The sequence below is a fragment of the Virgibacillus alimentarius genome (assembly GCF_000709085.1).
In the GTDB taxonomy this organism is placed as follows: Bacteria; Bacillota; Bacilli; order Bacillales; family Amphibacillaceae; genus Virgibacillus_B; species Virgibacillus_B alimentarius.
This window is the reverse complement of the sequence record NZ_JFBD01000056.1, coordinates 14,243-35,938: the sequence shown is the minus strand read 5'-3', so window position 1 is coordinate 35,938 and position 21,696 is coordinate 14,243. Positions and strand designations below refer to the sequence as shown.

Here is a 21,696-nt window from a genome sequence, read left to right as displayed (position 1 = left end):
CATTTTTAAATTGGAATGATTTACAAATTCAAGAAAAAAGACCCTTCTCTCCCTAAAATTCTGATTCTATTTCAGATTTTTTGGGGAGAAAAGAGTCTGCTTTTCACGGTACCACCCAGGTTCATAGTATTCTCGCAAATACTACCTCATTAAGCTAATAAAAATTTAGCCTTTTTTTGATAACAGGTACATAATGATATACCTGGCTAAGCCTAATAGAAAACCGTTCAACCTAGCACTCGGGGATGATGTCGGAACAATATGTATTTCTAGGCTTTCAGCAACCCTAGATCTCTGTGAATACATTACCCATGTTCTTTTATTCCCGTCATCGAGTTCAACTTTTTTATTTTATCTATACTAACCAGCGTCTAATTCATTTCCTTGCTTCGGATAACATTGTATGCCAGCCGTTGTAACTAAATCCCGAAATGTATGAAGTAAGTGTTTTGTTATTTCTCCTGGTTTACCATTTTGAATTGGCCTACCATCGACCTCTATCACTGGAATAACTTCTGCTGCTGTTCCAGTTAAGAATACTTCATCGGCAATATATACATCATGCGTTGTAAATGGGCGTTCTTCTATTTGATAATTTAAGTTTCTAGCTACATCTATAATGACATTACGTGTAATTCCTTCTAAAGCCCCCAAATATACAGGCGGGGTTATAATTACACCATTTTTAACGATAAAAATATTATCTGCTGACCCTTCTGTTACATAACCTTGGTCATTAAGCATTAAAGCTTCATCTGCTCCAGATTGTGTAGATTCTAATTTTACTAATATATTATTTAAATAATTTAATGATTTAATTTGTGGACTTAGTACATCTGGCCGATTTCTTCTGGTTGCTACTGAAACCAGTTTTAGTCCATTCTCATATAAGTCTTGCGAGTAAATAGAGAGTGCTTCCGCAATGACAATGACACTGGGATTCGAACAGTTCCTAGGATCTAACCCTAAGTCTCCTTCGCCTCTGGATATAACAACTCTAATATAGGCACTGGATAGTTCATTTTTGCGAACTGTATTTACAATAATTTGAGTGAGTTCCTCCTTGCTATAAGGAATTGTTAATCTGATCGAATGTGCAGAAGCATATAGTCTGTCTAAATGCTCTTTTAATTGAAAGACATTGCCACTATAAACGCGAATACCTTCAAAAACGCCATCGCCATATAAAAATCCATGATCGTATACAGATATAACAGCTTCATTTTTATTTACAAATTGGCCATTTACATATATCCATTGACTGTTCATACGTAAGCACTCCTTTCTTCTCTATTTTTAATTTTTTGACATTTTTATATAAAAATTTTTAACTTCCCTTATTTTTTAAAATTATATGCCTCATGGGAAGTTTCTGAAAATGATATTGAAATAAATAATACAACTTTTTAAGTGAATGGTCAACATCTATTTGAAGTTTTTCATATGACTGCGAGAAGCGTGCTTTCAATGGTTGCGCTTACATCATTTACATGACAAGAAAGTTACTTTTTTAAACCAAATTGTTACATTTTTGTTACATTCTAAAAAAGCGATTAATCTTTCCACTTTTTAGGTTAATCGCTTTTTTATGGTCTATATAAATTTAATCTAATAACCGATTATTGTTATCCACAGACATTAGCTTCGCCTGTCTAGAAGCAGTTTTATGAACCGTCCCCTCACCATGGCAAACACTGCACATATATTGCCACCCTTCATCATCTGCTAACATGCCTGTACCTTCGCATGCTTTACATACACTCTCTCTGTCAACCATTTTATAACCTCCTGTAAAACCTTTAAATTTAGGCTTGTTTTATATGTATTATATTGTCCATTTATTGCAAATACTACTCATGAATCATGGCAGAAATGAGGTGAAAACTTGGGAAGAGACGAACATAATCAGTCAAAGGGGAAAAATCGCTTAGCACAAGCTCCAAAAAACCAACTATCTGATGGCAGAGATATTGAATTTAATGAGGAGTTTGCGGACTTTGATGATAAACAGGCACAAGCAAGAAGCCGAGCTGCAGATAAGCGTGCGAAAAAAAAGTAAGCAAATCGAGTAGGTGACTAATCATTATTTGATTAGTCACCTCTCATACACCGTACGTCAGACTGTTTAACAAACATATAAATACAACACTATAAAAAACACTTTTCATGATTTCAACCTTAAAAAAGCCTGAAACCTAAAAATTAAAAAGATTTCGATATTATTAAGCTGCTAAAAGCTCCACAATATCCGAAACCTTTCTGATTTTCGTTAACCTTTTGAAATCATAAGCAACACCAATTAGAGCTGCCTCTGCTTTTACAGAATCCAGCCCTCTTCCCAGGTAATAAGTATAACCAAAGTACCGCTTAATTGTCCCGAAAGGGTGTTCCACAATTTGCGACCGTTTTTTATAGATTTCATTATTTGCTATGGTATCCTTTTTTAATTTTTCTAGAACTTCCTCTTGTTCCCAGCGTTGTATGTTCCTTTCGCTTTTGGCTTTTGTGCATAAACCATAGACGGGACAGGATAAACATATCTCTCCTCCGATATATCTTTTATACTTTAATCCATTTTTAGAGGACTTTTCCATGTAAGGAAGCTCCCTCCCTTGAGGACAAAGGTAAGTGTCAGTTTCTTTTTGGTAACAAAAGTTATCTTTTGAATAAGCCGAATTTCCAGATACACTTTTAACTTTTTGTGGTTTTAAATATAAAGTATTCCCATCATCTAGACAATCTTTTATTTCTTTTGCATTATAATATCCTGTGTCTGCTACGATTGCTCTGTTTTTGTTTTTTGATAGAATTTCATTTACTTGGGAAGTCATAGGGGATAGTTGACTTTGGTCATTTACATCATTCACTACATCTAAAGTGACAATTATCTTGTGCTTACTATCTACGGGCAGATTGCATGTTGTAAGCGACATCTACCTTCCCATTATTTTTCATAGCTCTAGATTCAGGATCTGTAATTGTTAATTGCTTCTTTCCCTCTTCATTCATTTTCTTTTTCAATTCTGCTAGATGCTTTCTTTTCTTTTGATATTTGTCAATTTTTATTTCCATTAATGAAACTGTTTCGTTTGTTAGTTCATCCTCTTGTGCCATTTCTTCTAATCGTTGGATATAATGTTCTATTTTTTCATCAAAATAATTAATTTTCTTCGCTAATCCATTTGGAGTAATATAGTTACCCTTACTATTCTGAGCTTGTATCTTTGTTCCATCAATGGCAATAAGTTGGCCATCAATCAGTCCCCATCCTTTGAGTAGGCAAGTAAATGTACGCATTATCTTTTTAAAACCTTTACGGTTTTCCTTCAAAAATAATGAGATAGTCCCATGATCATGGCGTATTCCATTCACTAACCACATTAATTCAATATTTCTCTTACATTCTGTTTCTAAGGAACGTGAAGATCGAATCTTGTTAAAATACCCATAAATAAATAACTTCAATAAATCTTTTCTTTCATACGGAGGATTGTTCCTGTAGGAAATTCCTTCCTTCTTGTCGGGAACCCTTGTAAGAGCTCCCCGGGTAAGAGCTATAACCTCCCCCCCATGTAACTGCTGTATTTACTGTATGGAACTCGGGCAGTATTGGACTTTGTTTTGTAAAGCAAACTCGTCCATTCCAAGTCAGCCTTATATACAGTTCCTGTTCGTCAGTTCGGGGTTTTGCCTTCGGCTAACAGTTCCTACTGCCAAGCCTGTAGTGGACTTTCACCACCAGGCTATAGCCCATGCCGGGCACACTTTTAAGAAGCGATTCATTACAGTGAATCGCTTCGCTGTTTTTACACCTTTTATATTGCATCTATTCGGTAGTATTATGTACAATAATTTGTAATTGTGGGGAAATGAGGAAAAAACATGTCAAAGAAAAATGTTGAAGACTATCTTACAGAAGGAATATACGGTTTAAATCGCCCGAAAGAAGCTGAGCGTCACTATTTTTTAGGTACTCTAAGAGAACGGATCGTCCTAGCATTAACCATAGGACAGGTTATGACTGACTCGGGAATCAACAAGCTAGAAGATGCTATGAAGAATCATCGTGATAGTAAATTATTAATCAATGGCCATATATCTTATCGTTTTTTAAAGGCTGAAAAAAATTTGGCGAATAAATATAACATTCCATATACGGTCATTTCGAATGAAGAATATGAAACCGACATTGGGGCCGTCTTAACCTATGACTATGCTATCGATTATGGAAATATTTTTATAGAGGAAGAAGACATTATGGAAGATAAAAAACAAGAAAGATCCACCTCTATTTTTTCTGTAATTAAAGATTGGTTCACCTCTCCTAAATAACAAAAAAGCAGCCGAGCTACTCAATGAAATGATTAGCTTGGCTGTTTATGTTTTTTTGAATTATAATTTTTGTCCGTAATATTTATCTAGTGAGAATCCTCTGCCCATAATCTCTGACGCATCCAGGAAAATAACAAAGGAACCCGGATCTTCTTGTTGTAATAATTTCTTTAAATAGACTGCTTCATTTCGTTCTGCTACACATAAAATCATTGTCTTATTGTCATTTGTATAACCGCCTAATGAACGGACTTTGGTAAGGCCGCGATCAATTCCCGTTCTTATAAGTGATTCCATCCGCTTTTCTTCTTCTGTTATAATCATGATCAGCTTTGCTGATGAAGTTCTTAACTGAACAATATCGATTACTTTGCTTGATATATAAATACTTATTAATGCAAATAACGTCAGTTCTAAATTAAACACAATCAGCGAAGTGATGACGACAAGACTATCTACGATTAATTGAGAATAACCGCTTGATAAGCCCGTAAATTTTTTTACAATTTGGGCGATTGCTGCTGTCCCGCCGGTCGAACCATTTCCCTTATAAACAATACCTAGGCCCACACCAAGCAAAATCCCCCCGTACAACGCTCCTAGCAACGGGTTCGTAATGGCAAATGGTAGATCTGTAGTAAGCCATATAACAAAAGGAACCCAAAACGTTCCAACTAATGTTTTTCCGCTAAAATCCTTTCCTAGCGTTAACCAGCCAATTAGAAAAATAGGTATATTAATAAGAAATTGTGTGAGCGCAGGGCTAAGTTGATATACTTCAAACAAAATGGTACTGACCCCAGAAAGTCCTCCCGCTGCAAGCTTGGAGGGGAGTAAGAACATGTTATAGCCGAATCCTACAAGCGACGCTCCAATAATGACCTGTATATATTGAATAATAGAACTGTTTTCTTTTAGTTTAAATTCCATCACTTTTTAAATCCTTCCTATAAAAAATAGTGGCTTTTCATTCAGTTAAGACTATCCAATCATTATATTGTAAATACATTTCACAGGCATGTCAATTTGACGTTGTCTATGTCGTGAAAATGGAATTTCCTCATAAAAAATCCTTTGTAAGGAATAATAATAGTGGAGGTGTTAAATATGTCACAACCTTATCTATGCCCGAATTGTAAAACAAATCATTCTCGTTTTAATGTCATCGAACAGGTCGCCAAACCCGTAAAATTAAATGCTGCTACTGGAAAGATTATCAACGATTATTCAAATGAAAGTGTAGAAGTCTATCACATTCTCTACGAAGGTCCGCAATTTAGAATTCAATGTGCTTCTTGTGGGCTTATTGAGTCAGAGGAAACGTTTATTAAATATGCGCAATTCAATAATAAAAATACTTAGACTGAAGCATTTTCTGATAAACTAGCTGCGTCGTAAAAAAAATAGGCAACCTTATACACTGCTTTATTATTTAAAAATCCCTTCACTCAATGAAAAGGAAGGGACTTTTATTTCTTTATAGATAGTCTTTACGCAATTCCTCAGCAGTTTTTGGAGAAATATATCCAGGTGCCACATCATAAACGGTTTTAGCACCCTTTTGTCCTTCTTGGTTTAGACGATATGCAGCGCGAGCATACGCAGTGACTACACTTGCAGTAAACTCCGGGTTACTATCCAAATTCAAGCTATATTCTACAATTTGATTGTTTCCTTCACCAGTTTTTCCACTACGTATGACAAAACCACCATGAGGCATAGCAGCATGATCTCTTTTCAATTCTTCTTCCGTAATAAAGTGAACGGTTGTTTCATAATCCACAAAGTAATTAGGCATAGTCTTAATATCTTTCTCTATCCTTTCTGTATCAGCGCCTTCCTCCGCTACAATATAACATGTACGGACATGTCGGTCATTTTTAGATACATCTGGATTCTCGCCATTTCTTACCTGTTTCATCACTTCTTCCGATGGAATCGTATATTGGACTCCGTTTTTAACACCATCTACTCTTCGCACAGCATCTGAATGCCCCTGACTCAAGCCTTTTCCCCAAAATGTATACGTATTTCCTTCAGGTAGTAGCGCCTCAGACATCACACGATTAATCGAAAACATACCAGGGTCCCAGCCAACGGAAATGATGCTCGTTTTTCCGCTTGCTTGAGCAACTTTATCAACCGATGCAAAGTATTCAGGAATCTTTGCATGGGTATCAAAGCTATCAACCGTGTTAAACATTTCAGCAAATGCCGGAACCTGCTCAGGAAGATCTGTTGCAGAACCACCGCATAGAATCATGACATCTATTTTTTCCGTGTAATTTTTTGCTTCATCAATATGTAGTACTTTTACATCTGGATTAATTACATTGACACTTTCCGGTTTTCTTCTAGAAAAAACAGCGACAAGCTCCATGTCTGATTGTTGAGCAATAGAAGCCTCTGCGCCCCTTCCTAAGTTTCCGTAACCTACAATTCCAACTCTAATTTTATTTCCCATATTTTCCCCTCCGTTTATGAAAAGTTATTACTCTCTACTCTCCGATGTTCTTTTATACTATCGTTTCTTCTTTTTTTCTGCAATAAAGAAGGTTGGATGCAAGCGCTATATTTTTAGAATTCCATTCGTTTAGCTCAAAGGATTAATAATATCCCTTTCTTTTTCTGTACTTAGCTAAGAACAAAAGAAGAAATGGAAGTGGAAAAAGCACAATCGTATACGCATAAAGGGTCAAAAAAAACTCTAAATGCCTTCTCGTGTCCACCATAATGTAAGCGAATATGCCTATTAAAATACTTATAACAGTAAAAACAACCACATTCTTTCCTTTTTTATTCGGCTTTTTTAACACCGTTAGCTGTTCATAAGCAATGAGAAGAAATAAACTGCCACGAATAAACGAACCAAACGTCATTAGTATTAAGGCGTATACATCCAATCGATCAATAAACTTCAAGGTGACGACCCGGACAATTTCTAATGCTGGGTAAACAAAGTTATCTGTCTGTTCTAAACCAAAGGTCATAATTGCTCCAGTCGATGTCGATAACATCATAAATACATTCGCAATGACACTAACTAGCCACAAGGTAAATGTATACTTTTTGCAAGGATGTTCTAGCGGTATTGTTAATAGAAACAATAATTCGATCCATACAGTAGAAAATAGTAAAGCTCCAAGCAATACAGGTTTCCACCCATGTTCTAAAAGCGGCATTAATTCATATATATCTCTTTCACGAAAATTTGTAAAAGTAATCGAGTGTCCTGTTAACATCACTATAAAAAACAATATACCGGCTGTTAAAGCAATCCCTTTTGCTCCTTTTGCGGCCCCATACATCGATAAAAGCAAAAAAACAGCGACTAAAATCCATGAAGGTGTGGCTATAAGAAATGATGCATTTACCATATCGATTAATGCAGCTATTGATAAAGATGCTAAGAAAGTAAAATACAAGAAGAATAAAATAGCTATTCCATTACCTGCAAAATTACCAAATAAGCTTTTTTGCGCTTTATAAATTGGCTCATCCGGATATATCAGTCTCAAACGATACAAAATGAAAGAAAATAAAAAGCCGATCGGGATGGCAATAATTGCAGAAATCCAAACATCTCTTCCAGCAAGATTAATTGCGAGAGGAAGCAACACAACATGACCCATAATCGGGAGGGTTAAAACAATAAGAAAAAACATTTGCCATTTATTGACCACTCTACTCCCTCCCTTTAAAAATCATATGGATTTCGATTTTTCTTCTTTTTGTAACTTTCACATGGACTATCGATTAAACCTTGTTCCGTTATTTCTACGTCAACATTTACATTTATTTCTGCTTCAGAAAAAATATCCTCCCATTTGTCTTTCACTTTATTAAACGCTTTTGGCTGTTTGCGATAAGTGTTCATCCCGATTAAAGTGACATCTGCTTTAAAGTCTTTCTGAAGTTTATTAAGTGCTTTGTGAATTGCCTTTTCAATTTTTCCAGCAACTTTTTTTTCAAAATCAGAGATCTGTATAGGCATTGTTGTCCCTTCAATAATTTGTTCTGTTATCTCTCCAACTGCATCCATATGAATATCAACTTTTAATTGATTCCCTTGCAGTTTCGTTTTCACATCGGTATCCCCTCTTAATAATTCAAAGGATCCTTTCACGTCATCAAAAGTAACCCGGACACTTGCGCCTTGTGTTTTGTTATTAAGCAACATTAATCCAGCTGATTCTAACACATCTAATTTACCTACTTTTCTTCCATTTTTTATAATGGCCGTACCATTAATTTGTGTTAATTGACTACCCGCTTCTTCTTCCTTTCGTTTTATGATAGGAAGGTAACCATTATTCATTGTACTCATCAACATTTTAAAAAGCTCCCTTGCTCTGACGGTAGGGTAGCTAGATACAAATTCACCTGATTCAAGACCTGAAACTAATTCTCTTGAAATGTTATTACTGAAGATAGGGTCTGTAGTAAATATATCTTTTGGATCTTCATCTGTGATAAATAAATAACTATTTAAACGAAGCATTTGCTCTCTTCTCAGCACATCTAAAAAATTTAGCATGTCTTCTTCTGAAGCTAAGTCTTCATGAATGATCCATACAATGGCATGCGTGAAAAATAATCTTCTTTTGGATATTCTGATTACTTCTCTTGCAGCATCAAAAAATGTTTTACTTTTTGTTGTTAAAATAATACTTTTTTCTTTCACTGTTTCCTCGTTTGGGGTTACATCTGAAGGTGCGATGGCTTCAACTGCAATTTCATATTCATCTCCAGCTTTCTTTATTCCTACTCCTACCACCATCATTGATTCGTCCAGTTCAACACTATCCTTACAACCCGCTAAAAATAGCATCAGAACAATAACTACTGCACTAATTATTCTTATCATGCTTTTCATTTCCTTTATTTGGGGAAGGTGGTACCCTTTTGTATCTGATTGGACGGACATTCGGTATACTTTTCGGTCTGTATTTTAATAATCTGTATGGCAGTCGGATGAATGCGTCTTTCCAATCTCTGAAATACAATGGCATAATAGGTGCCATATAATAGACGCCCATTGACTTAAGGTTTGCCATATGCATGATCGTAAATAATACACTGACCATCAGCCCATAAAATCCAAAAGTAGCACTAGGAATGATATAGATAATTCGAAGCAAGGAAACTACTTCGGCAACTGGTGTCACAATAAAGGCAGTAATAGCTGCTGTTGAAACAACAATAATCGTTTGTGCACTGATTAAGCCTGCAGCAACAGATACCTCTCCCAAAATCAATGCTCCAACAATACTCACCGCCTGCCCGATCGCTCGCGGCATCCGTACTCCTGCTTCCCTTACAATTTCAAATAAGACAATCAAAAGTAACGTTTCTTGTACTAATGGTAAAGGTACACCTTCCCTTGATTTTTCCAGCGCCAGAAGAAATCCAGATGGTATGGCCTCTTTATGGAAATTCACAATACAAATGTACAGAGCTGGCAACATGGTACTTATTACAAAAGCAAACAAACGTAACAGCCTTACAACGGAAGAGCTAAACGGCCTGGAACTATAATCTTCTACGTCTTGCATTTTTTCTAAAAATAAACTTGGGTAAAATAAGGTAATAGGCGTTCCATCTACGATGAGAACAACTCTCCCCTCCATTAGCATAGCTGCGGCTACATCTGGTCTTTCCGTATTGCCTGTTACAGGAAAAATCGTGTATGTTTGGTCTTCTAAATATTGCTCTATTTGTCCAGAACTCGCAATATCATCCACCTCAATTTTTCTAATTCTCTTATTGACACGCTCTAACACTTGCGGATCTACAATCCCCTCTACATACGCTAAAACAACTTCCGTTTGGCTGTATTCTCCAAACGTATATAACTGAAATCGTAATTGAGGGGAGGCGATTCTTTGTCTTAATAGCGATATATTTGTATGAACACTCTCGATAAAACTTTCCCTTGATCCACTTACAACTGCTTCTGTTGGAGGCTCTTCAATGCTTCTGGTCTCTTTTCCCTCTGTACTAGCAATGATACCCGTTGTATAACCCTCTATTAAAATGAAGGTATTTCCTCTTAACGTTTTTAAAATGGCATTATATAGATTAGCTTCATATTTGACTTCGTTAATATATATTTTTTCTTTTACACCTTCAATGATATTGTCAGCGACCTTAGATTGTTTACGCAGGGGTTCAAGTATATTTTGGTGAATGGACGCTTCATCAGCTAATCCTCCAATGCTTAAAATCAAAATGTGAATTTTCTCGCTTTTCCTATTATGTAAAGTAACTTCTCCCCAAGAAGTGTCAGGACTATCCCCCAGTATTTTCCTAATATGTGCTTTGTTTTTTTCGAGGTCCCGATCAATCGATATATGTTTTGTTTTCCTTACTTTATTAGCTGATTTTTTTCGTGTCACCAAATAAACCCTCCTTTTTCACGGGAATATGCCCTCCTATTATGAGAAATTGCGTACCGATTTATACCTTCTACAAATAAATTCATCCGCTCCTTTACTTATGATAAGCGTTTTCTTATAATGAAGGTACGCATCGAACCATTTAGGGGGAATAATATGAACACAGTGAAGGAAGGTACTTTATTATGGGAACCGACTCACAACAGGATGCAGCAATCAAATATATACGCCTATATGAAATGGTTAAAACAACATAAGGAACTTGATTTTCAGGATTATCATTCGCTTTGGAAGTGGTCTGTCGATGAACTGGAAGACTTTTGGGCATCCATTTGGGACTATTTTGATATTCAATCCAATAAACCTTACCAAAATGTATTAACAACACATAAAATGCCTGGAGCAAAATGGTTTCCGGAGGCGACTATCAATTATACAGAACATATTTTCAGAAATCGTAATCAAAAAAAGCCAGCGATTATTCATGCTTCCGAAAACAGGAAGACTGCTGAAATAACTTGGGAACAGCTTTATCAGGATACGATAAACCTCCAGCATACACTGAAAAAGTTGGGAGTAAAAAAAGGAGATCGCATTGTTGCTTACGTAGCAAATATCTATGAAACAATTGTAGCTTTTCTAGCTACAGCTAGTTTAGGTGCTATATGGTCCAGTGCTTCTCCGGATTTTGGAACACAAAGTGTTATTGACCGGTTTAAACAAATTGAACCTAAAGTGATGGTTACCGTTGATGGCTACCGGTATAACGGAAAAGACTTTGATCGTAGTCAAATTGCTGAAGAAATCCAGTCGGAACTTCCAACACTAGAAGCAACGATTGCTATTTCTTATTTAGATAACAACCCAGATTTCAGCAGACTGAAAAACGTTATTCATTGGGAAGAAGCAATGCAACCTAGCCCAACAGCAAACCTTACTTATGAATATGTTCCATTTAATGACCCACTATGGGTATTATTTTCTTCCGGTACAACGGGAAAACCAAAACCGATCGTACAAAGCCAGGGTGGTATTTTACTGGAACATTTAAAAGCGTTAACTTTCCATGCGGATCTCAGTGAAGACGACCGTTTCTTTTGGTTTACCACAACCGGCTGGATGATGTGGAACTTTCTTGTTGGCGGATTGCTAACTGGAAGTACCATTATTTTATATGACGGAAGCCCAGGATATCCGAATAAAAAGATGCTTTGGAAATTTGCAGAGCAGACAAAAATGACTATCTTCGGCACAAGTGCCAGTTTCATCACTGGCTGTATGAAGGATGAAATTACACCTAAAGAAGACTTTAATTTACAACACTTGAAAAATATCAGCTCGACTGGCTCTCCCTTGCCACCAGAAGGTTTCCAGTGGTGCTATGAAAATGTGAAAAAGGATTTGTGGATAGCTTCTGCCAGTGGAGGAACTGATATTTGCACAGCATTTATATTAGGCGCACCGATCCTCCCCGTTTATGCAGGGGAATTGCAATGCAGGGGACTTGGGGCAAAAATTGAAAGCTTCGATGACAGTGGTAAACCCCTGATTGACGAAGTAGGAGAACTTGTTTTAACCGAACCGTTTCCATCCATGCCGATTTATTTTTGGAATGACCAAGATGGTGTTCGATTGCATGAAAGCTATTTTGATGTATATCCAGGCATTTGGAGACACGGAGACTATTTAAAAATAACCGACCGGCATACTTGTGTGATTTACGGCCGATCTGACGCAACGATAAACCGCGGTGGTATTCGTATTGGTACAAGTGAAATTTACCGGGCTGTAGATCAAATTAGTCAAGTAGCTGATAGTTTAATAGTGGATATTCCAAAAAATGATGGAGACTCATTCGTACCATTATTTGTTGTGATGAAAGAAGGATATCCATTAACCGACGAAATCAAACAAGCAATCAAAAAGCAAATTAGAACACAATGCTCTCCAAGGCATACACCAACCGAAATCTATGAAGTTAGCGATTTACCTAGAACATTAAACGGCAAGAAATTGGAAATTCCAGTGAAAAAAATATTAATGGGAAAAGACGTTGAAGAGGTTGTTAACAAAGGGTCATTGGCGAATGCAAAGTCTTTGGAAAGTTTTGTTTCATTTGCAAAAAAGTCTACTCAAATTTGAACTGCCCTCTGTCGAGTAGACAGCGGAAATAATAACAGGGTCTAAGCGGCTTTAGCTCTATATTCCATAGGGCTAAGGCCGCTAAAGCGTCCTGCACAATATCCATACGTACTTTCCAAATTGTTTTTCTATCTTTGTTCATAGAGGTCGTCCTTCCCTTTGCCGTATCTATTAATTTTCTATGACCATTATACCGCTTTACACGTTTTTGCCCACGCAAAAACACCTCCGAATTAGTATATTTTGATTATACCATTTCAAAGGTGTTTTTTATTGTTTCTTTTATATAGGTTGGTCTAGTGAAACAGACTTTTATTTTTTGGCCTGTCTACCTTCAGGAGAGCATATCATAATCGAGTAGAATTTTTTATTAAGTTCTAAAAGTTTTTTTTCTGCGTACCGAGACTAACTACTACATATGCCAACAATGCTAACACTGTTGGCAACACTACAGAATGAAATCCAAATGGCTCTGGATAAAATGTATCCGAAAGAATATACAATCCTACTCCAACGATCATAGAAGCAAGTGCACCATATTTATTTCCTTTATTCCAATAAAGCCCTAAAATAATCGGCCAAATGAAGGCCGCTTCCAGTCCGCCAAATGCAAATAAATTCAGCCATATTATTAAATCAGGCGGGTTCAGTGCCATAACAAAAACAATCATTCCTAAAACTGCTGTAACACCTATGCTTAATTGCTTGATCCGTACATGTGAGGCTTTTGGCTGTATATAGTTTAAATATAAGTCCTTTACAATCGATGAACTTACTATTAGCAATAAAGAATCTACAGTAGACATAATTGCTGCCATTGGGGCTGCTAAAACAATTCCTGCCAGCCATGACGGTAAAACTTCTAATGCAATAAGAGGCATCACCTTATCACCTATTTCGATATCCGGCAAGATGGGTCTTGCCAGCACACCGATTAAGTGCATATTCAACATAATAAAGCCGACGACAAATGTCCCAATGATCAGGGCACGGTGCATGGATTTAGCATTTTTATAAGACATGGCTCGTACAGCAATTTGCGGCAGTGCTACAACTCCAACCCCTACAAGAATCCAAAATGAAGATACATAAGCAGGCGTCAAATCCCTTTCTGCTCCATAAGGACTTAATAGATTTGGGTTCTCCGTATAAAGGTCTGCCATAATATTAGAAAGCCCGCCTCCGGCAATAATTGTTGCAATCAGTAATATGAGTGTACCAAGGAACATAATACTGCCTTGTATAGCGTCAGTGAAAGCAACAGCTCGAAATCCGCCAATGATTACATAAAACAAAACAGAGACGGCAAAAATAAATAATGCAGTCGTATATTGCATCCCTGTTAAAGACTCAATTAATCTAGCGCCACCAATCCATTGTGCCGCCATTGCTGAAAATAAGAAAATAATAATACTGATTGCTGAAAACAATACAACCCACTTCGATTGATATCTTTTTTTTAGGAAGTCGATCATAGTTACTGCCTTATACCTACGAGTGATAATGGCAAATTTCTTCCCTAATACCATTAACACAAAATAGCCTGTCGCAACTTGTGACATTGCTAATAATACCCAGCCTAATCCTTTGTCGTAAGCGGCACCCGGTCCCCCAATAAAACTGCTGGCGCTGCCATATGTTGCCGTCATTGTCATTGCTAAAATAAAACCACCCAAACTTCTGTCGCCTAAAAAATATTCCTGTAAAAATGAATGAGATGATTTAACATACCTGCTGGACCACATGCCAACACCAAATATGATGATCAAGAATCCAAGTAAAGGAACCAATGCTTGCCAGTTCATTTTACTTCTCCTTCGTCATCAAATGGAATATCAACAAAGTATTTCTTTACAATTACTGTTACTAACACAGTCATGATTATAAAGCCGAGTATACAACTATAAAAAAACCATGCGGGAAATCCAAATACATACTTATAATTAGCTGGGTCTTTACTACCTAAACCATATGCAAAAGCAAACCACCAGATAAAGTTAAAAACAACTAATCCGACCCCTATTAATGCTTCTCTATTCGCTACTTTAAAACGATAATCATCCTGTTTCAAATCATTTTGCTTCACGCGTATAACTCCTCCTTCACCTACTTCCACTTAATTGCAAAGATTTAAAAAAGAGGGACTATTACTATAATACAACTCTAGTATAACAGATTATAAATATGTCATACTATTTTTTTATATAATTTTTTAAGATTACGAAACGAGTGAAAAGATAATCTGCTTTCATAGCGATATCAAATAATATATACTAATAGAGTAGGTAAAGCTAACTATTCAAGGAGGATTTAGTGTGTTATATATTATAGGGTTTATTGCTTTATTCTTCCTTGTTTACTATCTCATATATAAAAGGCTAATTTTTGTTCAAACGGTTTCCGGTGCAATTGTGATGGCGGTTGGTGTCTTCAGTTTAAATGTTGGACCAAATTTCAGTGAAAATGCTTTATGGTATAAATTACTGGCATTAGTAACAATCATCATCTGGGCTTTCTTTATGACATCTTTTGCAGCTTCTATTTTGACAAGCAAATTTAAAAAAATCCATTATGAACACCCTATTGGACGCTTTCGTATTGGAACATGGGTAGCCAGTACATCAGTAACTGTCATCATTATTAGCAACTATTTTCCTATCTTTAATCGGATCGTAATCCCGTTAATCATTATAAATACATGTTTATGGCTGATCTATTTTATTGTATCTATAAAAACAATAATACAAATATGGACAGGAAAATCAAATGAAAATGTTAACGGAATCTTATTATTAACTACAGTGAGCACACAATCATTAGCACTTATGTATAATAATGTGTGGGACGATTTCAGCTCTTATTTTTATATTAATATGACATTAATTATTTTAGGGTTTATTTTTTACCTATTGAGTGCCTTATTAATGCTTAAGCGCTACGTAAAATTTACATGGAGTCTGATGGATGACTGGATGGCACCCAACTGTATTTTACACGGGGCACTCTCTATCATTGGCTCTGCTGCATTGATCTCACAAACTTTCAGTTACAGAAATCTTCTTGCTTTATGGAGTGTTGTATTCTTTATCTTTATCATTCATGAGATATTGGAAATAAGTCGGGGTGTGTTTCGAATACAGCGGTATGGTTTTATAAAAGGAATTGCTTTTTATCACCCTTCACAATGGTCACGTATCTTTACTTTTTGTATGTTTTATACATTTACTTTGAAATTTAATACAAATTTTAATATCAAACCGGCTTGGATTGCTTCCACTCAAGAGGCAATTTTAATTTATGGAAAATGGATCATTGCAGCTATTTTAATTATTGAAATCGCTCTGCTTGTTCATTCCTTGGTCACTTCACAGAAACAATTTAAGACATCTTTTCGTTAAGCAACAAACGAAGGAACCCGCTTATAAGTTGGGTTCCTTCGTTTGTTGTAATGTAGTTAACATCTTATTATTACGTAATAATTCGATAAAAACTTCCAAAGCCTTTGTTTGAAATGGTGATTTCGTCACAATGGAAAATTGACGGGAAAGCGGTAAACCATTGACTTTTATGATTTCCAGATCACCATGACATAATTCTTTTTGAATTGCCCATTGTGATAGCAGGCTAATTCCTAAACCAGCCTCAACAGACTCTTTAATCGGTTGTGTGCTACTATAATGCATAAAATTATCGGGGGTAATATGAAAGAGCTGAAACATTTTTTCCGTTGCTTCCCTCGTGCCTGAACCATGTTCACGTACAATCCATGTCTCATTTTCTAAATCACTGATTTTTACTCGTTCTTTCCCTCGAATCCATTTATGGTCAGGGGAGGCTACAATTACCATGTGATCCTCCGCAAATGGCTCTGCTATTAACTTCGATTCATTAAAATGCCCTTCAACAATCCCGATATCCAGTTGATGACTTGCTACTAAATCAGCAATTTTAAATGTATTTCCGATCGTTACAGTAGGCACAATATCTGGATAGATATCCTGTAAATTAGCAATGATCCTCGGAAGTACATATTCACCAAATGTATAGCTCGCTCCAATCGACAGCGGGCCACTTGCTTTATGTTCCAAATCATCGACTAAATTTTGCATTTTTGTATAAAGCCCTAGAATTTCCTTTGCATGATGGTAAACAATTTCACCCGCCTTATTTAAACGTACATATTTATTCGTTCGCTCAAGCAGTCTTGTTCCAATCGTATCTTCAAGAGCACGGATATATTGGCTGACGGCTGGTTGTGTCATATGATGCTCATTAGCTGCTCGGGAGAAGTTTTGTTGTTCCGCCACTGTTACAAATACTTGTAAATGTTGATCCATTGTCCTACACCTCCTTATCCTGTTCTTTTGCTATTATACCATTTTACTTATCATTAATATCACGATAAATTATTTTCCTTATAAACAATATTCAACTATGCTGAAGTAAGGAGGTGTTTAAATGGGATCACAATTACAGCAGGAAAAACCACAACGAATTCCAAATGAATCGCTTTTATGGATTACAGGAATTGCATTTACCTTTTTTATTGCACTACTAGGTTATTTATTAGCATTGATACCCGGATTTGATCATATTGGCCAATTAGCATGTGCCATCATAATTGCAGTTCTTTATCGTCAAATCTTTGGATATCCAGAAGTCCTTCGCCAAGGTATTACATTCTCTTCGAAAAAATTACTACGATTAGCGATCATTTTATATGGTCTTAGGCTGAATATGGCTACCGTCTTTAATGAGGGGTTGGGGTTGCTGGCTCGTGATGCTTTGGTCATTGTCTTTGCCATTTCGGTAACAGTCTGGCTTGCTAAAGTGCTAAAAGCAGACAAATCCATTTCCCTATTACTTGGTGTTGGAACCGGGGTTTGCGGAGCAGCAGCAATAGCAGCTGTCGCACCTATTGTAAAAGCAAAAGATGAAGACACCGCGATAGGAGTCGGCATTATTGCTTTAATGGGAACTGTATTTGCGATAGGATATACGTTATTAAGACCTATTTTACCGCTACTCCCTGACGAATATGGTATTTGGTCAGGTATTAGTTTACATGAACTTGCCCACGTCGCAATTGCAGCCGCACCTGCAGGGGAAGATGCACTGGCAATAGGCCTGCTTGCAAAATTAGGACGTGTGTTTTTACTTGTGCCGCTTTGTTTCATCTTTATTTATTTCATGAAAAGAAAAAGCTCTAATCAAGAACAAAATAAGGTAGCATTCCCATGGTTTTTACTTGGTTTTATTTTACTTAGTATTTTAGGAAGCTACGTATTTGGTCATTCCATTCCTGTTTCAGAAAATGTATTAGAAGGTGTATATACAGCATCAACCTGGTTACTAACTGCTGCGATGGTTGGACTCGGACTGAATGTCAGCTTACAGGACTTGCGAAGAAGGGCATTAAAGCCTCTGGCAGCTATGACGATCACATCAGTTTGTCTTTCGTTATTAGCTTATCTAATCATTTAAAATTATCGAAGTTTCATTTAAAATGTCTCTGTTGTAATCTAACAGAAGGCATTTTTTTATTATACAGCTTCTACACACTTTATAAGCAATCTACTTTTTTATTACAAAAGAGTTGTATATGATAGAAGTTATTATTATATTTTTTAAAAAATTCAGGTGATATAATGACTAAAAGTCTACAGAAGCAAAGGTTATTTGTATTAACGATTGGGCTTGGCACATTGCTTAATCCATTAAATTCATCTATGATTTCAGTAGCATTAACTAGACTTCAAAATGAATTCGCATTAACATTTGCTGATGCGTCATGGTTAATATCCATTTTTTACCTTGCAAGTTCAGCCGGGCAGCCTGTTATGGGAAAACTAAGTGATATGTTTGGTCCTAAAAGGCTGTTTTTAACCGGTCTTTTTTTGGTAGCTGTATCTTGTATTTTAGCTCCATTTTCGCCTAATCTTCCCTTTTTATTAGGTTGCCGTGCACTGCAGGCGATTGGCAGTTCTACATTATTTCCTAGTGGAATGAGTATGGTGCGAACCAATATTACAGATGGCCAAGCCAAGGCATTAGCCACGTTGTCGATTTTTTCAACAACGTCCGCAGCTTTTGGACCATCTGTGGGCGGTTTTTTAATTGCTTCCTGGGATTGGCCGTCTATTTTCATCATCAACTTTCCTTTTATTATCTTATCGTTCATTTTAGCGATTTTCGTCTTGCCAAATACCGGAAAGGCGAAGCTTGAAATAGGACGTATTGACTTTATTGGTATCTCTCTGTTTATGGTATCCATCGTTGGACTAATTTTATTTTTACTCTCACTGGAAAATAACATTAACTTTGTAGCCATGTTTATCTTTCTTGCTGGTATGTTCGCTTTTTACTTTTTTGAAAAACGGCAGCAAGAACCTTTTATTGATCTGGCGTCATTAAAAAGCAATTCCAATGTATCCTTTATTTATCTGCAATTTATAAGTATTAATCTTGTTTATTACTGTTATTTCTTTGGATTTCCAACATTTTTACAGAAAGTGCTGCACTACGACGCACAGCATACAGGGCTAATCATGCTTGCTCTGGCAGGATTTGGCGTGTTTATTGCACCATTTGCAGGGCGTCTTATTGATCGGTATGGTTCGAAATTGCCACTCCTTATGGGGGCAGCAACCCTTCTAATAGGAACAGCATTACTGCTCACTTTTAATGAATCTTCACCACTGTTCTGGCTGCTTATCATCATGGCAATCCTTGGTACGAGTAACGGATTTAATAATATCTCAATGCAAACAGCGCTTTTTGAGCATGTTAAGCCAGAAGAGACTGGTTCAGCATCTGGATTATTCCAAACAAGCCGTTATCTTGGTTCTATTTTATCGTCAAGTTTATTAGGTCTTGCATTTAACAATAATATCAGTTTTGAACATTTTCATCGTGTAGCGCTCATCTGTCTCATTTTTTGTGGTTTCGTATTATTCTTAGCAATGAGACTTCCAGGCAACATACGTTTAAAAAGCAGATAAAAAGGAGCAGACATATCATTTCGGTGACTGTATTTCTTGGTTTAGCATGTAATTTAGGATTAAAAATAGCAGGGTCATTTGCCCTGCTATTTTCTATATCTATATTTTATTAGGGAATTATAAAGGATGAGTGACCGATTCCAATCAAATTACAAAGAATAAGGGTTTCATTGATTACTTACAATACCTAAAACAACTGTGCAGTCTGGGGGTATACAATTAAAGTCTCCGTCATTCGTAGTAAATAGCATGTGAAAACCCCTATCATTTTCACGTTGTATCATTTTCATTTACTAATCTGTTGCAACATTGAAATTATCTTGTCTTTGTAAACCTGGTACTTGGTCTTGCGTTGTTCTTCCACGTTGAATAAAGAAAGATAAAATAAGTGCAATCAATGCAAAGATTGTTGATACCATAAATGCATCATTGATCCCTTGAACTTGGGCTAAATTGGCAGCTTCCAGCATATCCAGACTATTAGCCGGATTAAAACCATGAGAAGCGATAATGCCTTCTATGCTATGCTTAGCCTGATTCGTCATGACTGTAACTAAGAATGCCGTACCAATCGCACCAGCAACTGCCCTTACTGTATTAACCATCGCTGTTCCATGTGGGTAAAGACGTTGTGGAAGCTGATTTAGTCCAGCTGTCATAATTGGCATCATAATCATGGACATCCCGAACATACGGATTGTATAAATAATGATTAAATAAAGAAATCCTGTTGTGTCTGTCAACTGGGTAAATAGATAAGTTGTCACCACTGTTATCGATAAACCGACAATTGCTAGCGGCCTTGCCCCGACCCTATCAAAAATCTTACCAGTGATTGGAGACATGATGCCCATCACAATAGCCCCCGGCATAAGCATAAGACCTGAATTCAATGGACTGATATTGAGAATTTGCTGCAGGTAGATTGGTATTAGCAGCATTGGTGCAAACATAGCTACTGTCAGCATGATATTAATAACCGTTGTTAAGGAAAAAATTCCGCTTTTAAAGACTCTAAAATCAAGCATTGGACTTTCAGATTTTAATTCACGCAATACGAATAAAAACAAACTTACAAAGCCAACAAAAAGCCCTGTCAATACAAAAGCACTGGTCCATCCATTTGTACCTGCTGTACTAAAACCGTATAATATACCACCAAACCCAAATGTAGACAAAATAACTGCTATCATATCGATTTTAGGAAAGGTTTGCTTTGTAACATTTTTAAGAAAAATAACTGCCAGGATAATATTTACGAGTGCGATCGGAAAAATAACGTAGAATAGTACTCTCCAAGAATAATTTTGTACGACAAATCCCGAAAGTGTCGGGCCAACTGCGGGTGCAAAGATAATGGCAACACCAATTAGCCCCATTGCTCCGCCACGCTTTTCAACTGGAAATAATGCGAGCACAACCGTTGTTAAAAGTGGCATGATAATTCCTGCGCCAATTGCCTGAATAATTCTTCCAGTCATAAGTATTTCAAATCCTGGAGCTATCCCGCAAATCAACGTTCCAACAGTAAAAAGGCTAATAGCAGTTATAAATAACTGCCTTGTGGAGAACTTTTCCATTAAAAATGCTGTAATCGGAATAAGCACTCCGTTTACTAACATAAATCCAGTCGTTATCCATTGTGCAGTACTTTCTGTTATATCTAAATCTGCCATAATCGAAGGCAGCGCGACATTCATTAATGTTTGGTTTAAAAGGGAGACAAACGCTCCCATAATAATGACAAATAAAATCGGGCCTTTTTTGATATTCACTGTATCCGTCATGACTTTTCAACTCCTTCCTCCTAAAACAATGTCCAC

General features: G+C 36.5%; 20 protein-coding genes. 7 read left to right on the top strand and 13 right to left on the bottom strand.

Going from position 1 to position 21,696, the window contains the following annotated elements; translation table 11 throughout:
* Positions 1 to 360: 360 nt before the first annotated feature.
* Together ilvE and GZ63_RS18135 are read right to left on the bottom strand one after the other, a co-directional pair.
* A complete protein-coding gene (gene ilvE / locus GZ63_RS0109820; protein ID WP_029269074.1) occupies positions 361 to 1,269 on the bottom strand; it encodes a branched-chain-amino-acid transaminase in 909 nt (302 codons plus the stop codon).
* A gap of 334 nt (positions 1,270 to 1,603) precedes the next feature.
* Entirely contained in the window at positions 1,604 to 1,777 is a 174-nt protein-coding gene (locus GZ63_RS18135; protein ID WP_198020932.1) for a hypothetical protein, read from the bottom strand.
* Between the two features lie 108 nt (positions 1,778 to 1,885).
* Between GZ63_RS18135 and GZ63_RS17430 the strand changes: the two genes are divergently transcribed.
* A complete protein-coding gene (locus GZ63_RS17430; protein ID WP_084179179.1) occupies positions 1,886 to 2,059 on the top strand; it encodes a YfhD family protein in 174 nt (57 codons plus the stop codon).
* 163 nt (positions 2,060 to 2,222) lie between these two features.
* Here GZ63_RS17430 and GZ63_RS17140 read toward each other — a convergent pair whose 3' ends face one another.
* Both GZ63_RS17140 and GZ63_RS17885 read right to left on the bottom strand, forming a co-directional pair.
* Entirely contained in the window at positions 2,223 to 2,933 is a 711-nt protein-coding gene (locus GZ63_RS17140) for a transposase (protein WP_051681451.1), read from the bottom strand.
* Positions 2,899 to 3,507 carry a transposase gene (locus tag GZ63_RS17885; protein ID WP_226374375.1) on the bottom strand — a complete coding sequence of 203 codons (609 nt, stop codon included), beginning with the start codon at positions 3,505 to 3,507 and terminating at the stop codon, positions 2,899 to 2,901. Before GZ63_RS17885 ends, GZ63_RS17140 begins: the two co-directional genes overlap by 35 nt.
* 375 nt (positions 3,508 to 3,882) lie before the next feature.
* Here GZ63_RS17885 and GZ63_RS0109800 point away from each other — a divergent pair, with 375 nt between their 5' ends.
* Positions 3,883 to 4,332 carry a YueI family protein gene (locus GZ63_RS0109800; protein WP_029269071.1) on the top strand — a complete coding sequence of 150 codons (450 nt, stop codon included), beginning with the start codon at positions 3,883 to 3,885 and terminating at the stop codon, positions 4,330 to 4,332.
* 60 nt (positions 4,333 to 4,392) lie between these two features.
* On the opposite strand, the gene GZ63_RS0109795 is transcribed toward GZ63_RS0109800, so the two are convergent.
* Positions 4,393 to 5,262, bottom strand: a complete 870-nt coding sequence (locus GZ63_RS0109795) for a YitT family protein (protein WP_029269069.1) — start codon at positions 5,260 to 5,262, stop codon at positions 4,393 to 4,395.
* Between the two features lie 177 nt (positions 5,263 to 5,439).
* Here GZ63_RS0109795 and GZ63_RS0109790 point away from each other — a divergent pair, with 177 nt between their 5' ends.
* Complete coding sequence (locus GZ63_RS0109790; protein ID WP_029269067.1) at positions 5,440 to 5,694, top strand: hypothetical protein; 255 nt, start codon at positions 5,440 to 5,442, stop codon at positions 5,692 to 5,694.
* A 115-nt stretch (positions 5,695 to 5,809) separates the two neighbouring features.
* On the opposite strand, the gene GZ63_RS0109785 is transcribed toward GZ63_RS0109790, so the two are convergent.
* The 4 genes from GZ63_RS0109785 to GZ63_RS0109770 form a co-directional block, all read right to left on the bottom strand.
* On the bottom strand, positions 5,810 to 6,796 hold the full coding sequence (locus tag GZ63_RS0109785; RefSeq protein ID WP_029269065.1) for a diaminopimelate dehydrogenase: 987 nt from the start codon (positions 6,794 to 6,796) through the stop codon (positions 5,810 to 5,812).
* 142 nt (positions 6,797 to 6,938) lie between these two features.
* Positions 6,939 to 8,015 carry a GerAB/ArcD/ProY family transporter gene (locus tag GZ63_RS0109780; RefSeq protein ID WP_029269063.1) on the bottom strand — a complete coding sequence of 359 codons (1,077 nt, stop codon included), beginning with the start codon at positions 8,013 to 8,015 and terminating at the stop codon, positions 6,939 to 6,941.
* A 14-nt stretch (positions 8,016 to 8,029) separates the two neighbouring features.
* Positions 8,030 to 9,199 (bottom strand): Ger(x)C family spore germination protein, encoded by a 1,170-nt coding sequence (locus tag GZ63_RS0109775; RefSeq protein ID WP_029269061.1) that lies wholly within the window; start codon positions 9,197 to 9,199, stop codon positions 8,030 to 8,032.
* Positions 9,183 to 10,730, bottom strand: a complete 1,548-nt coding sequence (locus GZ63_RS0109770) for a spore germination protein (protein ID WP_051681450.1) — start codon at positions 10,728 to 10,730, stop codon at positions 9,183 to 9,185. The genes GZ63_RS0109775 and GZ63_RS0109770 overlap by 17 nt, the downstream gene beginning before the upstream one ends.
* 156 nt (positions 10,731 to 10,886) lie before the next feature.
* Here GZ63_RS0109770 and GZ63_RS0109765 point away from each other — a divergent pair, with 156 nt between their 5' ends.
* Complete coding sequence (locus GZ63_RS0109765) at positions 10,887 to 12,872, top strand: acetoacetate--CoA ligase (protein WP_029269057.1); 1,986 nt, start codon at positions 10,887 to 10,889, stop codon at positions 12,870 to 12,872.
* A 377-nt stretch (positions 12,873 to 13,249) separates the two neighbouring features.
* On the opposite strand, the gene panF is transcribed toward GZ63_RS0109765, so the two are convergent.
* Together panF and GZ63_RS0109750 are read right to left on the bottom strand one after the other, a co-directional pair.
* Complete coding sequence (gene panF / locus GZ63_RS0109755; RefSeq protein WP_029269054.1) at positions 13,250 to 14,677, bottom strand: sodium/pantothenate symporter; 1,428 nt, start codon at positions 14,675 to 14,677, stop codon at positions 13,250 to 13,252.
* Positions 14,674 to 14,958, bottom strand: a complete 285-nt coding sequence (locus GZ63_RS0109750; RefSeq protein WP_226374373.1) for a YhdT family protein — start codon at positions 14,956 to 14,958, stop codon at positions 14,674 to 14,676. The genes panF and GZ63_RS0109750 overlap by 4 nt, the downstream gene beginning before the upstream one ends.
* 229 nt (positions 14,959 to 15,187) lie before the next feature.
* On the opposite strand from GZ63_RS0109750, the gene GZ63_RS0109745 reads away from it, so the two are divergent.
* On the top strand, positions 15,188 to 16,270 hold the full coding sequence (locus GZ63_RS0109745; protein WP_029269049.1) for a TDT family transporter: 1,083 nt from the start codon (positions 15,188 to 15,190) through the stop codon (positions 16,268 to 16,270).
* Positions 16,271 to 16,291: 21 nt separating this feature from the next.
* Here the strand turns inward: GZ63_RS0109745 and GZ63_RS0109740 are convergent, their stop codons facing one another.
* Positions 16,292 to 17,209 (bottom strand): LysR family transcriptional regulator, encoded by a 918-nt coding sequence (locus GZ63_RS0109740; RefSeq protein WP_029269047.1) that lies wholly within the window; start codon positions 17,207 to 17,209, stop codon positions 16,292 to 16,294.
* Positions 17,210 to 17,330: 121 nt separating this feature from the next.
* Here GZ63_RS0109740 and GZ63_RS0109735 point away from each other — a divergent pair, with 121 nt between their 5' ends.
* Positions 17,331 to 18,356 carry a YeiH family protein gene (locus tag GZ63_RS0109735; RefSeq protein WP_029269045.1) on the top strand — a complete coding sequence of 342 codons (1,026 nt, stop codon included), beginning with the start codon at positions 17,331 to 17,333 and terminating at the stop codon, positions 18,354 to 18,356.
* A gap of 164 nt (positions 18,357 to 18,520) precedes the next feature.
* The gene (locus GZ63_RS0109730; protein ID WP_029269043.1) at positions 18,521 to 19,873 is read left to right on the top strand and encodes an MFS transporter; all 1,353 of its coding nucleotides are present in this window, start codon (positions 18,521 to 18,523) and stop codon (positions 19,871 to 19,873) included.
* 293 nt (positions 19,874 to 20,166) lie between these two features.
* Here GZ63_RS0109730 and GZ63_RS0109725 read toward each other — a convergent pair whose 3' ends face one another.
* Entirely contained in the window at positions 20,167 to 21,660 is a 1,494-nt protein-coding gene (locus GZ63_RS0109725) for a DHA2 family efflux MFS transporter permease subunit (RefSeq protein ID WP_051681449.1), read from the bottom strand.
* Positions 21,661 to 21,696 lie beyond the last annotated feature (36 nt).